The 13,616-nt window shown below is 68.9% G+C and carries 12 protein-coding genes; 9 read left to right on the top strand and 3 right to left on the bottom strand.

Features of this window, described 5'->3' with window-relative positions; genetic code table 11:
• The first annotated feature begins 172 nt into the window (after positions 1-172).
• The 7 genes from cbiG to BM337_RS16845 are packed head-to-tail and all read left to right on the top strand — an operon-like array spanning position 173 to position 5,641.
• Positions 173-1,168 (top strand): cobalt-precorrin 5A hydrolase, encoded by a 996-nt coding sequence (cbiG, locus tag BM337_RS16875; protein ID WP_089818063.1) that lies wholly within the window; start codon positions 173-175, stop codon positions 1,166-1,168.
• A gap of 1 nt (position 1,169) precedes the next feature.
• On the top strand, positions 1,170-2,099 hold the full coding sequence (locus BM337_RS16870) for a precorrin-3B C(17)-methyltransferase (protein ID WP_089818061.1): 930 nt from the start codon (positions 1,170-1,172) through the stop codon (positions 2,097-2,099).
• Positions 2,100-2,101: 2 nt separating this feature from the next.
• A complete protein-coding gene (cobJ, locus tag BM337_RS16865; RefSeq protein ID WP_089818059.1) occupies positions 2,102-3,097 on the top strand; it encodes a precorrin-3B C(17)-methyltransferase in 996 nt (331 codons plus the stop codon).
• Positions 3,098-3,100: 3 nt separating this feature from the next.
• Positions 3,101-3,364, top strand: coding sequence for a ferredoxin (locus tag BM337_RS16860; protein ID WP_089818057.1), 264 nt, complete (start codon positions 3,101-3,103; stop codon positions 3,362-3,364).
• The gene (locus tag BM337_RS16855) at positions 3,361-4,023 is read left to right on the top strand and encodes a cobalamin biosynthesis protein (protein ID WP_089818055.1); all 663 of its coding nucleotides are present in this window, start codon (positions 3,361-3,363) and stop codon (positions 4,021-4,023) included. The genes BM337_RS16860 and BM337_RS16855 overlap by 4 nt, the downstream gene beginning before the upstream one ends.
• The gene (locus BM337_RS16850; RefSeq protein ID WP_089818053.1) at positions 4,020-5,243 is read left to right on the top strand and encodes a CbiX/SirB N-terminal domain-containing protein; all 1,224 of its coding nucleotides are present in this window, start codon (positions 4,020-4,022) and stop codon (positions 5,241-5,243) included. Before BM337_RS16855 ends, BM337_RS16850 begins: the two co-directional genes overlap by 4 nt.
• A gap of 26 nt (positions 5,244-5,269) precedes the next feature.
• On the top strand, positions 5,270-5,641 hold the full coding sequence (locus BM337_RS16845) for a DUF3209 family protein (RefSeq protein WP_089818051.1): 372 nt from the start codon (positions 5,270-5,272) through the stop codon (positions 5,639-5,641).
• Positions 5,642-5,738: 97 nt separating this feature from the next.
• Here the strand turns inward: BM337_RS16845 and BM337_RS16840 are convergent, their stop codons facing one another.
• From BM337_RS16840 to BM337_RS16830, 3 genes are all read right to left on the bottom strand, one after another.
• On the bottom strand, positions 5,739-6,452 hold the full coding sequence (locus BM337_RS16840; protein ID WP_089818049.1) for a CbtA family protein: 714 nt from the start codon (positions 6,450-6,452) through the stop codon (positions 5,739-5,741).
• A gap of 22 nt (positions 6,453-6,474) precedes the next feature.
• Positions 6,475-6,663 carry a CbtB domain-containing protein gene (locus BM337_RS16835; RefSeq protein ID WP_089818047.1) on the bottom strand — a complete coding sequence of 63 codons (189 nt, stop codon included), beginning with the start codon at positions 6,661-6,663 and terminating at the stop codon, positions 6,475-6,477.
• 89 nt (positions 6,664-6,752) lie between these two features.
• On the bottom strand, positions 6,753-8,945 hold the full coding sequence (locus BM337_RS16830; RefSeq protein ID WP_089818045.1) for a VWA domain-containing protein: 2,193 nt from the start codon (positions 8,943-8,945) through the stop codon (positions 6,753-6,755).
• 35 nt (positions 8,946-8,980) lie between these two features.
• On the opposite strand from BM337_RS16830, the gene cobN reads away from it, so the two are divergent.
• Together cobN and BM337_RS16820 are read left to right on the top strand one after the other, a co-directional pair.
• Entirely contained in the window at positions 8,981-12,904 is a 3,924-nt protein-coding gene (cobN, locus tag BM337_RS16825) for a cobaltochelatase subunit CobN (RefSeq protein WP_089818043.1), read from the top strand.
• On the top strand, positions 12,894-13,613 hold the full coding sequence (locus BM337_RS16820) for a precorrin-8X methylmutase (RefSeq protein WP_089818041.1): 720 nt from the start codon (positions 12,894-12,896) through the stop codon (positions 13,611-13,613). The genes cobN and BM337_RS16820 overlap by 11 nt, the downstream gene beginning before the upstream one ends.
• Positions 13,614-13,616: the final 3 nt, after the last annotated feature.

Raw genomic sequence — 13,616 nt, 5'->3', positions numbered from 1 at the left:
CGCTCGCGTGCTTGTTCCGGAAGACTCGCTTCGCTCGCCTTCCGACGTTCGCCTCGTTGCACTCGGCTCACCGTCGCCGGGGTTCCCGCAGCCAGCGGCCCCTTTCAGTCCACCCGACGCGGTTGGTCGGTCGGCCACCGCGTGCGGTCAATTCACCGGCCGGTGATTTCCAATGAGTACTGAGACAGACGACACAGACACGAGCGACGCTGACTCGGACGGATCGAGCGGCCACTGTTCCACGCCGGATTCCGACGGGGAAGTGGCCGAGGAGATAGCCGTCGTCGCCTTCGAACGGAAGATGGAGACGGCCAGAGAGATAGTCGAGGGCATCGGCGACCGGTACGACGCTATCGAGATTATCGAGTACCACGGCGACGTCTTCGCCGAGCACTGGGGCGAGTACGACTGCTTCGTCGGCCTGATGGCGTCGGGCATCGCGATGCGGAAGACGGCACCGTTGCTCGACGACAAGTGGGACGACCCCGCCATCGTCGTCGTCGACGAAGCGTTGACCTGGGCAATCCCCATCACCGGCGGCCACCACGGCGCGAACCAGATCGCCGACGACCTGGCGTCGATGGGCGCCGTGCCGGCGATGACCACCGCCAGCGAGGCGGCGGACAAACAGGGCGTCGAGAAGCAGGCCAAAGCGCTGGACGCCCACGTCGTCAACGGCGACTCGACGGTTGCGACGAACCTGGCCGTGCTGGACGACGAACTCGGACCTATCGAGCGCCTCGACGGGCCAAAGGCAGTCATGGTCGGCGACGACGTCACCGTGCTCAAGCGGAACGCGGACGACGGAATCGTCCTCGGCACCGGGAGCGTCTCCGGCGCGACGGTTGAGCAGTTCCACGACGCCTGGGACGCCACCCTCGCGGAGACCGACTACGACCGCGGGGACGTGGAGTTCGTCGCGACGGGTACCCGAAAAGAGGACGAGGACGGGATGCTCGCCGCCGCGGAGGAGTGGGGGATGGGAGTCGTCGCCTTCGAGAAGGAGGACCTGGAGGAGTTCGAGGGACCGACCCCATCTCGATCCAGGGAACTCATCGGCTGGCCCGGCATCGCCGAGGCGTCGGCCATCGCCGGCGGTTCGGAGCACGAACTCCTCCTGGAGAAGAAGCGCCACGACGACGCCGTGACCGTGGCGGTGGGGCGGTAGCATGGCCGAAACCAGCGAGCAATCGGCCGACGACTACGGCACCCTGTACGTCGTCGGCATCGGTCCCGGCCTTCCCCACGCGATGACCCAGCGAGCGAAAGACGTCATCCAGTCCGCCGACGTCGTCGTCGCCTCGAACCTCTACCAGGAGTTCCTCCGGAAGGATGGGACACTCCCGCCGGAGAGCGCTGCGGTGGAGGCCGCCGCGGACGGTGGCAGCGGTGCCGTGGCCAGTGGGAACGACCTGACGGCAGCCGGCGAGGAGGGCACCGTCCTCGAACGGCCCGACGGCTCCCGACAGCTCCTGATCCGCTCGTCGATGGGCCGCCAGGTTGAGCTAGCCCGGGACGCCTTCGAGCGGGTTCGCGACGGCCAGGACGTCGCCCACGTCTCCGGCGGCGACCCGAACGTGTACGGCAAGAGCGACCTGGTGTTCACGATGGCCGACGCCGACGACGCGACGGACGTCCCTATCGAGATCGTCCCCGGCGTCACGGCGGCGCTGGGCGCGGCCGCCAACCTCGGCGCGCCGCTGTCGAACGACTTCTGCACGATATCGCTCTCGGACAAGTGGCGCGGCTGGGACGAGATAGCGGAGAAACTGCGGGCCGCCGCCATCTCGGGGTTCGTCGTCGTCCTCTACAACTGCTGGCGCAACTACGAACGAGCGGTCGAGATTCTGCGAGAGGAACGCCACGACGACGTCCCCGTCGCCATCGTCAACGACGCCGGTCGCGGCGATGCCGGACGCAACCTCGACGACGAGACGCACACCATCACGACGCTCGGCGAGGCCGCCGACCACGACGACGAGGTCGGCGGCATGGGAACCTCGCTGGTCGTCGGCAACGCCGAGACGGAGGAATGGGCCAACGACTACGAGCGGTACCTCGTCACCCCGCGCGGCGGGCGTGACGTGGAGGATTTCTGAACATGAGTACTGACAGCGACACCGAGACGGACGCGAGCACAGAGACCGAACCGAAGTGCGGCGCATCGAGCAGCGAAACGACCACCGACGACAACGCTTCGAAGTGCGGGGCATCGACCGGTGACCCCAATCCCTCGTCGTCGGACTGTGGCGCCTCCTCGTCGAATACTGTCTCCAGCAGTGAGGAAGAGGAAGTCGGCTCGACCGTCGAGGACTTCGACGCGGAGCCCGGCCGGCTCCTCGCGGTGGGACTCGGCCCTGGGCAACCGGAGGGCATGACCCAGCGCGCGCGAGCGGCACTGATGGAGGCCGAACACATCGTCGGTTACACCACCTACATCGACCTGATCCCCGACGAGATAACCGAGGCCGCGGACGAACTGTACGACACGCCGATGTGCGGCGAGGTCTCCCGGACCGAGGAGGCCATCGACCGGGCGCTGGCCGGCAACGACGTCGCCATCGTCGGCAGCGGCGACCCTAACGTGTACGCGCTCGCCGGCCTCGCCCTGGAGATCATCGAGTCCAAGGGCGGGACGGCGTCGATGGTCGACTTCGAGGTCGTCCCCGGCGTGCCGGCGGCACAGTCCTGCGGCGCCCGCCTCGGCGCACCGCTGGTCAACGACACCGTCACCATCTCGCTGTCGGACCACCTGACGCCGATGGAGGACATCGAGTCACGGCTGGAGGCCGTCGCGAGCGAGGGGTTCACGATAGCTATCTACAACCCGTGGAGCCGCAAGCGCCGGGAGAACTACCAGACCTGTTGTGAGATCCTGCTCGAACACCGCGACCCCGAAACGCCCGTCGGCGTCGTCCACGGCGCCGGCCGCGAGGACGAACGGGTCGAAATCGTCCACCTCGGGGGCCTCCCCGACCTCGGCGAGACCGACCTGGTCGACATGACCACGACGATCCTCGTCGGCAACGAGGACACCTACGTCTGGGACGACCGAATGGTGACGCCGCGGGGCTACGAGACCAAGTACGACTACTGAACCATGACCGACACTGAAACAGCGACTTACGACGTCACCGTCGACCGCGAGGCCTGCGACGGCGTGTTCGCCTGCCTCGTCCGCGACCCGCGGTTCGTCGAGGACGAGGACGGCCTCGCCAACGTCGACCCGGAGTTGGCCGTGTCGGTCGAATCAGACGGCGAGTTCGTCACCGCACGGTTCGACGACGGGGCCCTCGACGACGCGGGACAGGCGGCTGCTGCTTGCCCCCTGGACGCGATATCAGTCACGGAGGTGGACGGATGAGTATCCAGTCGGAAACGCCGAGGGACCTGCTCGCCGCCCACCCGGAGACGGCGTACTTCTGGGGCCGCGTCGCCGGGGATGGCGAGTGCGAAGAAGGGTGCGTCACCGTCAGAACCACCGACGAGACAGCCGCGCGACGCCTGGCCGCCATCGCTGGCGCGGACCAGATAGACAGGCGGATCCTCGAACGCGAGTACGCCCACGACACGGCCATCACCCGGAAAGCAGACGAGTACGTCGTGCAGGTGCTCGGCGACCTGGCCGACCGGGCCGGCGCCGCGCTCGGGCTTCCATTCGACGGCCAGCCCGGCGGCTACCGGTTCGACGTCTTCGCCGACCACGACCGACAGCTCCTCCGCGGACTGCTGGAGGGCTGTGGTACGGTCTGCTTCAAATCTGACGCCGGTGCCGTCGGCGTTTCCTTCGTCCACGAGGACGAGCGACTCCTCCGGACCGTCCAGTCGGTGCTCGACCGCATTCCGGTCGACTCGCCCCACGACGACCTCGCCGACGCCTCGTCGGGCTACTGGTTCGGCGTCGACGACGACCGCGTCCCGGCGCTCGGCGAGTGGGTCTACGACGGGACGGACGAGTCCGGGCTGTTCGCACCGTCCCGCCGGCGGAAACTCCGGAAGAGCCTGGATCGGATAGACCGATGAGCGAAGCGACTGCAGCCCCCGAGACGCTCGACGACGAGGCCGTGTTGCTCGTCGGCCACGGCTCCCGTCGTGAGAAGTCCAACGAACAGGTCAGGGAACTCGCTGGTGCGCTCGAATCGCGGCTCCGGCTCCCAGTGGACGCCGCCTTTCTGGAACTCGCATCGCCGGCCATCGACGAGGCCATCGCCGGCCTCGCACCGACCGTCTCGCGAGTCACCGTCGTCCACCTCTCGCTGTTCGCGGCCAGCCACGTCAAGAACGACGTGCCGCTGGCGGTCCAGCAGGCCCGGAGCCGTCATCCGGACCTCACCATCCGCAACGGCGCCCACCTGGGCATCCACCCGGCACTCGTCGACCTGCTGGACGACCGCGTCGCCGCCGTGGAGGCGGAGATGGACGCAGACCGGGAGACGGACGACGTCGCCGTCGTCCTCTGCGGCCGCGGGTCCAGCGATCCGGACGCGAACGCGGATGTCCACAAACTCGCCCGGTTGTTGTACGAGGGTCGCGAGTTTTCGCGCGTCGACGCGACGTTCATCGGCGTGACGGAGCCGGACCTCCCGACGACGCTGCACGACGTCGCCAAACACCGGCCCGACACCGTCGTCGTGCTTCCCTACATGCTCGGCGACGGCGTGCTGACCGAGCGCATCCGGGAGCGGACCCGAGAGTTCGACGACGAGTACCCCTACGTGTCGGCCGCGCCGGGTGACCCACTGGGCACCGACGACCGGTTGCTCGACGTGCTTGGCGACCGCTGGCAGGAGGCCCGCACCGAGAGCGTCGACATGTCGTGTGACACGTGCAAGTACAAGGTCGAACTCGACGGGTACGAGGAGGATACCGGCGGCGCGCGGGCGATGCTGCGCGCGCTGACCCACCAGGCGAGCCACGCGGACCGCGAGAACGTCGACGACGACCCGCACGTCCACGACGCCCCGGAGAAGCACGTCGCCGTCTGCACGAACCAGACCTGCGCGGCCGACGGCGCGCCAGCAGTCCTCGAACGACTCCGACAGGCCGCCCGCGACTCCGAGGAGTGCGACGCGCGCATCACGCGCTCCTCGTGCCTCGGTCGCTGCGGCGACGGCCCGATGGTCGCCGTCTACCCCGACGGCGTCTGGTACGGCGGCCTCGATTCGGCCGACGCTGACCGCATCGTCTCGTCCCACCTCGACCGGGACCGAATCGTCGGCGATCTCGTCGATCAGACGTTATAATACGTCGTATACAGACACTCACAGCTATGACTTGCCACGAACTCGAAGCGCTCAGACTCGGCCTGCTGAACGTCCTCGGTACCGAAGACCAGAGCGTCCGCGAGCACGCAGAGGCCGAACTGGACGGCGAACTGTCTGGGCCTATCGAGGCCCTCGCGAACGCCCAGTCGCTCGCCGAAATCGAACGCCACTTCGACGCCGCGCTGGTGGACCTGGAGGAGCAGGTCGCCGCCGCGGACGCCGACAGCCAGGAGTACGACTACCTGCGGGGCCGTCTCGTGGCTGTTCGGGACGCCGAGCGCGCAGTCCGCCGGCTCCGGAGCCAGGGCGAGGACGTCCTGGCGGGCCTCGGCGAGGCCCACCACGTCCTCCACGAGACGTTCCCGGTCGAGGACTGAAATCGACGCCCTCGCGAGATCTACTTTTGTCTCGACACAGTTCTGCGGGACGGGCCTGAGAAATTCTCCCGGAGGGACCGTAAACGCACAGCGTCGTTCAGTCGCTCGGGGCAACGAAATCCGCCGCTTCGACGGGTTGTACCGTGGAATCGCCGAGCCACGCGTGCACCCCGGCGAGCGTCGCCCACAGGCCGGCCTGTCCGAAGACGACTGTCCAGCGGAACGCGGCGACCAGGCCGGCGGGAACGTCACCGTGGACGACGTTGCTCGGCGCGAGTGCGACCGGAACGGCGAGCAGACAGAGCGGGGCCAGCGAAGCCACAGACCGGAGAGCCAGACGGTGCTCGTCAAGACGACTGTAGACGACCCCCGCCACCACCGCCACGCCGGCACCGGCGACCATCATCCCGGCGTACCAGGCGGTCCGACTCCCGGTCGCGAGCGATTGCTCGACGCCCGGCGGCTGGGGCGGCAGGACGAGCCACGGCGCCCCCGAGACGGTCAGGAACCCGGCGCCGGCGAGGATCAGCCGCTTCGTCACCGGACCGCCGGGAAGAACGGGTTCCAGGAAGTAGTAGGCGACACCGAACGCGACGATCCCGAACAGGAGCCCCCAGAGGACGCCACCCCCGATACTGACGGCGCTGGTCGTCAGCGACGAGACGGCCGGCTCCCCAGCGTGAGCGTGCCCGGACTCGAACGTCTCCAGCCCGGTGACGAACGGGTTGGCGACGAGCGCGACGAACAGCCCGTAGGCGAGGCCGCCGACCGCACCCGCGAGCGCGCCGCGTTCGAGATAGTCGGTCGTCATCGGTGGAACTCCTCCCGGGCCATCAGTGGCAGGTCACGCCGGCGCCGTGCCGGATGTTGTGGAGTCCGTCGTGGACCAGCGGGTCCTGGACGAACAGGAGCGTGAACCCGAGCGCGGCGATTAGCCCCACACCGACGGCCATCTGTGCCGGCGTCAGCGTCGCTCTCGCGTGGTCGATACGTCGACGAACGGTGTCTGTATCTCCGGCCATCTAAATCACAATTTCATTAGAACAAACCAGATTGTAAAACTTTCGCGTCCGACTCGATCGCTTCTCGACCAGCGGGGGCGGCCCACAGGTCAGTCGTCGCTGTGGGCCACGGAAGCGACGCTGTCGACACCACTCGCACGGAGTTCCGAGAGCGGGACCACCGATCCGCCCGTCGCATCCAGGATCACGTCGGCCAGACTGGCGCGCCCGTCCTCGCCCGCGTCGACGACGAGCACCTCGTCGCTGACCTGCCGAAGCCCCTCGGCGGCGGCGCGGGTGGCCGCCGTCGGCCGCTCGCCGACGTTCGCCCGGCCGTCCGTGACGACGACCGCGACGCCGACGTCCGGGTCGGCCCGGTCGATCACGTCCGTCGCCGTCCGCAGGCCCGCGGGCAGCGGCGTCCGGTCGGCGGTCGGGAGGTCCTTCAGGTGCCGCGCGGCGAGCGTCACGCTGTCCGTCGGCGGCAACAGCACCTCGGCGTCGTCTCCGGAGAAGGCGACGAACGCCACCTCGTCCCGGTGCTGGTAGGCGTCTTCGAGCAGTTCGAGCACGACGCCCTTGGCAGTCCGCATCGCCGGTCGCATGGAGGCGCTCGCGTCGACCGCGAACACGACCAGCGCGGAGGCGTCGCTCTCCCTGACGGACGCCCGGAGGTCCCGCTGGCCGACCGAGTCGTTCCCGCGCTGTGCGGCGGCCCGGACCGACGCGGCGGCGTCGATGGCGTCGCCGTCGCCGGCTGGGGTCGTCCGGACCCGTGCGCCGTTCGCACCCGTGCTGGACTGCCCGCTGGCTCGCGAACCGCTCGCCGCAACCGCATCGGCGTCGACATCGAGGGAGAGGTCGGGACTCGACGCCTCCCCGACGCCAGCACGGTTCTGCCCCGGAACGAGCGGCGTGGAGTCCACCGGGTCGTCTTCCGGGGAGGCGCCGTCGTCGGCGACACCGTCGTCCCGTCCACCACCACAGGCGGTCGATGACGAATCCGCATCGTCCGGCCCGCTGTCGGGCGCTGCAGACGGTGACGGAGAGTCCCGTCCGGCATCGCCATCGCTGTCGGAGTCCTCACCCGGGGACTCCCCGTCGCGTTTCTCGCCGGAACCCCCACCGTCGGATCCCACGTCGTCAGTTCCCGACTCGGGTTCGCTACCGCCGGTTTCGTCGGCGTCAGCTTCTCCCTCGTCACTGTTCCCGTCTCCGGCGTCGGAATTGGGTTCTCCACCGCCGTCTCCCTCGTCGCCGTCGTGTTCCGGTTCGCCCTCGCCGTCGTCGCTCTCGAAGTGGTCGTCGAGGACGTCGTCGAGGTCGGCTCCCTCCTCGAAGGGACGCGATTGGAGGCGATGTGGGAGGGCGAACTCGGCAGCGCGTTCGACGTCGGACTCCAGCACGCGGTCCCGCCCGTCGAGCGCCGCGAGCGTCCGGGCGGTTCGGGCAATGGCGATATCGCCGCGGTGGCCGTCGACGCCCGCGTCCCGGGAGATCTCGGCGGCCGTCTCGGCGAATTCCCGGGGGAGCACGACGTCGCCGTGCAACCGCTCGCGTGCGTCGCGGAGCCGACGCGCCGGTTCGGTCGACTCCGGCGCGGCCTCGCGCCGCTCCCCGTCGATGGCCTGCCGGATGATGGCGACGCGGTCGTCGACGTCGTCGCACGCAGTGACGGTCGCCTGGATGGCGAAGCGGTCCCGGAGCTGGGGGCGGAGGTCGCCCTCCTCGGGGTTCATCGTCCCCACGAGAGTGAACTCGGCGGGGTGGGCGACGCTCATCCCGTCGCGTTCGACGCGGTTCCGTCCGCTCGCCGCGGCGTCCAGTAAGACGTCGACGAGGTGGTCGTCGAGGAGGTTCACCTCGTCGACGTAGAGGATACCCCGGTTGGCACGGGCGAGCAGTCCGGGGTCGAACTCCGCCGCGCCGTCCATCGCGTCGGCGACGGAGAGCGTGCCGACGACGCGTTCGCGCGTCGCGCCGAGCGGGAGCGTCACCAGCGGGACTGGCCGTTCCTCGACCGGTGGGTCGGACCGTTTCCGACAGTTCTCGCACTGACTGCTGGGATTTTCCGGCGGGCAGCCGTACGGACAGTCGGCGACGGCGCGCTGGTCCGGGAGCAGGTCGGCGAGGCAGCGGACTGCGGTCGACTTCGCCGTCCCCTTCTCGCCACGGACGAGGAGGCCGTCCAGCGCGTCGTTGACCCCCACCGCGAGCAGGGCCTCCTTGAGGTCGTCCTGGCCGACGATATCAGCGAAGGACGGCGGCCCCGAACCTTTTTGCCCCGCGCGCAACTCAACCATACTTGTATTAGTGAAAGCAGAGGTTTAACAAGCTTATGTCATCCATCGGACTCTACACCGCGACGGAGAACGAACTGGGCGCCGTCCAGCGCGCCGCGGGCGAGGTCGACGCCGACCTGGTCGTCCGCTCGGAGAGCGACCTCGACGACGAACCCGCCGTCGAGTCGTTTCTCGACGAACTCGAAGACGCCACGGCCGCTCTCTTCTGGCTCCACGGCGCCGAGGACAGCATGCCGGGGTACGAACGCGCCGTCGAACGCCTCCGCGACGCCGGCGTCCCGCTGGTCGTCAAGGCCACCGGCGACGCCTTCGCCGTCGAGGACACGTCGGTCCCGGGCGAGGAACGGGAGAGGGTTTGCGAGTACCTGGACCGCGGCGGGACGAGCAACGTCGCGAACTGCGTCCGCTACCTCGTCGCACGCTACGGCGACGCCGACCCCGAGTTCGACGACCCCGTCGCGCTCCCGACGGAGGGCGTCTACCACCCGGACTATCCCGGAACCGGCTACGAGGAACTCGTGGCGACGTTCGACCCCCAGGCGCCGACCGTCGCGGTCTGGTTCTACGAATCCCACTGGACCCACGAGAACACCCGCTACGTCGACGCGCAGGTTCGGGCCATCGAGGCCCAGGGGGCGAACGCCCTCCCGATTTTCTGCGAACCCGCGACCGACGACGAGGGCCAGTGGAACGCGGAGAAAGTGACCAGGGAGTGGCTGCTCGACGCGGACGGGAATCCGGTCGTCGACGCCGTCTGCTCGTCGTTCATGTTCTCGCTCTCGATGGACGAGCGGGGCCGGAGCGCCAGCGACGAGGGCGACTCCGCGGAGGACGTCTTCCTCGACGAACTCGGAGTTCCCGTCATCCAGACCGTCACGACCATGCGCTCGCGCTCGCGCTACGAGGGAAGCGACACGGGCGTCATGGGCTTCGAACTCGCCCTCTCCGTCGCGCTACCGGAGTTCGACGGTAACGTGATCACCCATCCGATCTCGGGGAAGGAACGCACCGAGGACGAGGCCGGTATCGGGAGCGCCCCGAAACAGCACTTCCCGATCGAAGACCGCGTCGACCACGCCGCCCGCCTGGCGGTCAACTGGGCCCGCCTCCGCTACCTCGACAACGACGAGAAACAGGTGGCCGTCGTCCTCCACAACTACCCGCCGAGCGACGACGGCATCGGCACCGCGTTCGGCCTGGACTCGCCGGCGAGCACCGTCAACCTGCTCGCCGAACTCGCGGCGCGTGGGTACGACCTCGGAGCGGGCGCGGGGGACCCCGCCCCGATCCCAGACGACGGCCAGTCCCTCGTCGAGACACTGACCGCCCAGCTCACCCTCGACGACCGCTGGGTCGCGCCGGAAGACGTCCGTGACCTCTCCGTGGATACGGTCAGTCCCGACCAGTACGACGCCTGGTTCGCCGACCACGACGAGCGCTTCCGCGAGAACGTCGTCGAGGAGTGGGGCGAGGCTCCGGACCGACCGTTCGCCGTCCCCGGCGTCGAACTGGGCAACGTCCTCGTGACGGTCCAGCCGCCGCGCGGCTTCGGCATGGATCCCTCGAAGGTGTACCACGACTCGGACCTGCAGCCGCCCCACGACTACGTCGCCTTCTACGCGTGGCTCCGCAACCAGTTCGAAGCCGACGCCGTCGTCCACCTGGGGACCCACGGCAGCCTGGAGTGGCTGCCCGGCAAGACCGTCGGATTGAACGGCGAGAGCGCGCCGGACCAGTTGATCGACGACGTCCCGAACGTCTACCCCTACATCGTCAACAACCCCGGTGAGGGGACCCAGGCCAAGCGCCGCTCCTACGCCGCCATCGTCGACTACCTCACGCCCGTGATGCGCAACGCGGGCACGTACGACGACCTGGCCGACCTGGAGGAACTGGCCGACCAGTACCGCGAGGCCGGGATGGAGGACGCCCGCGCGGACGACGGCGAGCACCTCGAACAGTTGATCCGCGAGACCGTCGACGATCTGGATCTGGCGGTGGAGCTGGGGATCTCCGGGACCATCGACGAACAGGCCGACGTGCGCGGTCCGGACGAGGCAGGCGCCGAAGTTGCCGAAGGCGACGTGGACGGCGACGACGTCTCCATCGACGAACTCGTCGAACGCGTCCACGAGTACCTCACCGACGTCAAGACCACCCAGATCAGGATGGGCCTGCACACGATGAGCGAACCGCCGGCCGAGGAGCGACTCGTGGAGTACCTCGTCGCGCTCACGCGCCTGGAGAATCCAGGCGCGCCGAGCCTCCGCGAGAGCGTCGCCGGCGTTCTCGGCGTCGACTACCGGACGATGCTCGACGAGCCCGGGGCCTACGACGAGGACCTGGGGATGACCTACGCCCAGGCAGCCGACGAAGTGTTCGAGACGAGCCTCGATCTGGTCTCGACCCTGGCCGCACACGACTTCAACGTCCCGGAATCGAACGTCGACGCCACCGCGGACGAGGAGGTCAACATGAACCTCCTCGTCGTGGACGTCGACCCGCTCGGCGACGCGAAGGCCCAGTCCGGGGCGCACGACGACCTGCGCGAAGTCCTGGCCTACATCTGCGAGGAGGCGGCGCCCCGCGTCCGGGGTGCCGAAGACGAAGTACCGCGGACGGCGGACGCGCTGAACGGCGAGTACGTCCCGCCGGGCGGGAGCGGCGCGCCGACCCGCGGCGGCGTCGACCTGCTGCCCACTGCCCGGAACTTCTACACCCTCGACCCGCGGAAGGTCCCCGCAAAGTCGGCCTGGGAAGTGGGTAGCGAGGTGGCAGACGGGGTTGCAGAGCGTCACCACGACGAGAACGACGGCGAGTATCCCGAAGAAGTCGGCGTGGTCGCGTGGGGGACACCCACCATCCGTACGCGCGGGGAGACCATCGCCCAGGTGCTCGCGCTGATGGGCGTCGAGCCGGTGTGGACCGACGCTGGCCGGGTCGACGACGTCGAACCGATCCCACTGGACGAACTGAATAGGCCGAGAATCGACGTGACGACGCGCGTCTCCGGGCTGTTCCGGGACGCGTTCCCCGCCGCGGCGAGCGTCGTCCACGACGCGGTCGACGCGGTGGTCGACCTCGACGAACCCCTGGAGATGAACTACGTCAAGAAGCACGTCGAGGCGGAGACGGAGCGCCTCCTCGCGGAGGCCGACGATCCGGGATTCGACGAGAGCGACGCCCGGGCCACCGCGAAGCACCGCGTGTTCACGACCCGACCCGGCGGCTACGGCGCGGGGACGAACAAGGCCGTCGACGAGGGCAACTGGGACGACCGCTCGGACCTCGCGTCGGTGTACGTCCAGTGGGGCGGCTACGCGATGGGCTCCAGAGGGAACGTCAGCGAGGCCCACGACGCCTTCGAGCGACGCCTCTCGTCGGTCGAGGCCACCGTCAAGATAGAGGACACGGCCGAACAGGACGAGTTCGACTCCTCGGACTGGTACGCCTTCCACGGCGGCTTCATCACCGCCGTCACGGAGATGGCGGGCGAGGAGCCGGCCTCCTACGTCGGCGACTCCAGCGACCCCGATAACGTCGACGTCTACACCAACGAGGAGAAGGTCCGGAAGGCGATGCGCGCCCGCGTGCTCAACCCCGACTGGCTCGACTCCATGGAGGAACACGGCTACAAGGGCGCCGGCGACCTCTCGACGACGGTCGACGTGGTGCTGGGCTGGGACGCGACGACTGGCGTCGTCAGTGATCGGCTCTGGGAGGACGTGGCCGAGCGCTACGCGCTCGACGAGGACCGCCAGGAGTGGCTCCGCGAGGTCAATCCCTGGGCGCTCGACTCCATCACTGAAACCCTGCTGGAGGCCATCAACCGCGACCTCTGGGAGGCCGACGACGAGATGCGAGACAGGCTACGAGACGTCAATTTGCAGGTGGACGGTGATCTGGAGGCCAGAGCGAGTGGTGCGAATCAATCGGAGGTGACCAGCGATGACGACTAACCCGGAAAACGAGGCCGGTAAAGGGCATGACGAAGCGTTCGAAGAGTACGCCGACCTCGGGGCGACCACCGCGGACGCGATGGAGATCGCCGAGACGAGCATGGACCGCGTCCGGGAGCTCGTCCCCGACGAGACGCTGGCCGACCGGATCCGCCAGAAGTCCGTCCACGCCACCGGCGACCCCGAATTTCAGTATCTCGTCCGGTTCACTGGCGCGGACGAGGACGAACCCGTCAGAGTGGGAGCGCGCGCGGTTCTCGACGAACAGCCCATCGTCACGGACATCACGATGGTGCAGGCGGGGATCACCGGCCGCGGCCACGACTGCCCGGTCCGGAAGGCCATCGGCAACGGCGCGGAACTGGCCGCCGAGACGGGGATGACGCGGACGGCGGCCTCCGTCCTCGAACTCGACAGCGAGGGCGTCTACGACGGCGCGATAGCCGTCGTCGGGAACGCGCCGACCGCCGCGCTCGCCCTCGCGGACTGCATCGAACAGGGCACTCGGCCCGCCGTCGTGGTCGCGACGCCCGTGGGGTTCGTCAAAGCCGCGGAGAGCCGCGAGCGACTGCGGGAGGTGGCGGCCGACCACGGCGTTCCCGCTATCACCAACGTCGGTCGGCGCGGCGGCAGCGGACTCGCCGCCGGGCTGACAAACGAACTGGTCCACGTCGCGAGCGACGTCCGGGAGGGCGAGGTCGGGCTATAGGTT

This window comes from Halomicrobium zhouii, assembly GCF_900114435.1.
Lineage (GTDB): Archaea > Halobacteriota > Halobacteria > Halobacteriales > Haloarculaceae > Halomicrobium > Halomicrobium zhouii.
This window is presented reverse-complemented; position numbering and strand designations above follow the sequence as displayed.

Bases quoted from the DNA above. Each gene is read 5' to 3' on its own strand.
- cbiG (WP_089818063.1), top strand. From the start codon at position 173: ATGAGTACTGAGACAGACGACACAGACACGAGCGACGCTGACTCGGAC.
- BM337_RS16870 (WP_089818061.1), top strand. From the start codon at position 1,170: ATGGCCGAAACCAGCGAGCAATCGGCCGACGACTACGGCACCCTGTAC.
- cobJ (WP_089818059.1), top strand. From the start codon at position 2,102: ATGAGTACTGACAGCGACACCGAGACGGACGCGAGCACAGAGACCGAA.
- BM337_RS16860 (WP_089818057.1), top strand. From the start codon at position 3,101: ATGACCGACACTGAAACAGCGACTTACGACGTCACCGTCGACCGCGAG.
- BM337_RS16855 (WP_089818055.1), top strand. From the start codon at position 3,361: ATGAGTATCCAGTCGGAAACGCCGAGGGACCTGCTCGCCGCCCACCCG.
- BM337_RS16850 (WP_089818053.1), top strand. From the start codon at position 4,020: ATGAGCGAAGCGACTGCAGCCCCCGAGACGCTCGACGACGAGGCCGTG.
- BM337_RS16845 (WP_089818051.1), top strand. From the start codon at position 5,270: ATGACTTGCCACGAACTCGAAGCGCTCAGACTCGGCCTGCTGAACGTC.
- BM337_RS16840 (WP_089818049.1), bottom strand. From the start codon at position 6,452: ATGACGACCGACTATCTCGAACGCGGCGCGCTCGCGGGTGCGGTCGGC.
- BM337_RS16835 (WP_089818047.1), bottom strand. From the start codon at position 6,663: ATGGCCGGAGATACAGACACCGTTCGTCGACGTATCGACCACGCGAGA.
- BM337_RS16830 (WP_089818045.1), bottom strand. From the start codon at position 8,945: ATGGTTGAGTTGCGCGCGGGGCAAAAAGGTTCGGGGCCGCCGTCCTTC.
- cobN (WP_089818043.1), top strand. From the start codon at position 8,981: ATGTCATCCATCGGACTCTACACCGCGACGGAGAACGAACTGGGCGCC.
- BM337_RS16820 (WP_089818041.1), top strand. From the start codon at position 12,894: ATGACGACTAACCCGGAAAACGAGGCCGGTAAAGGGCATGACGAAGCG.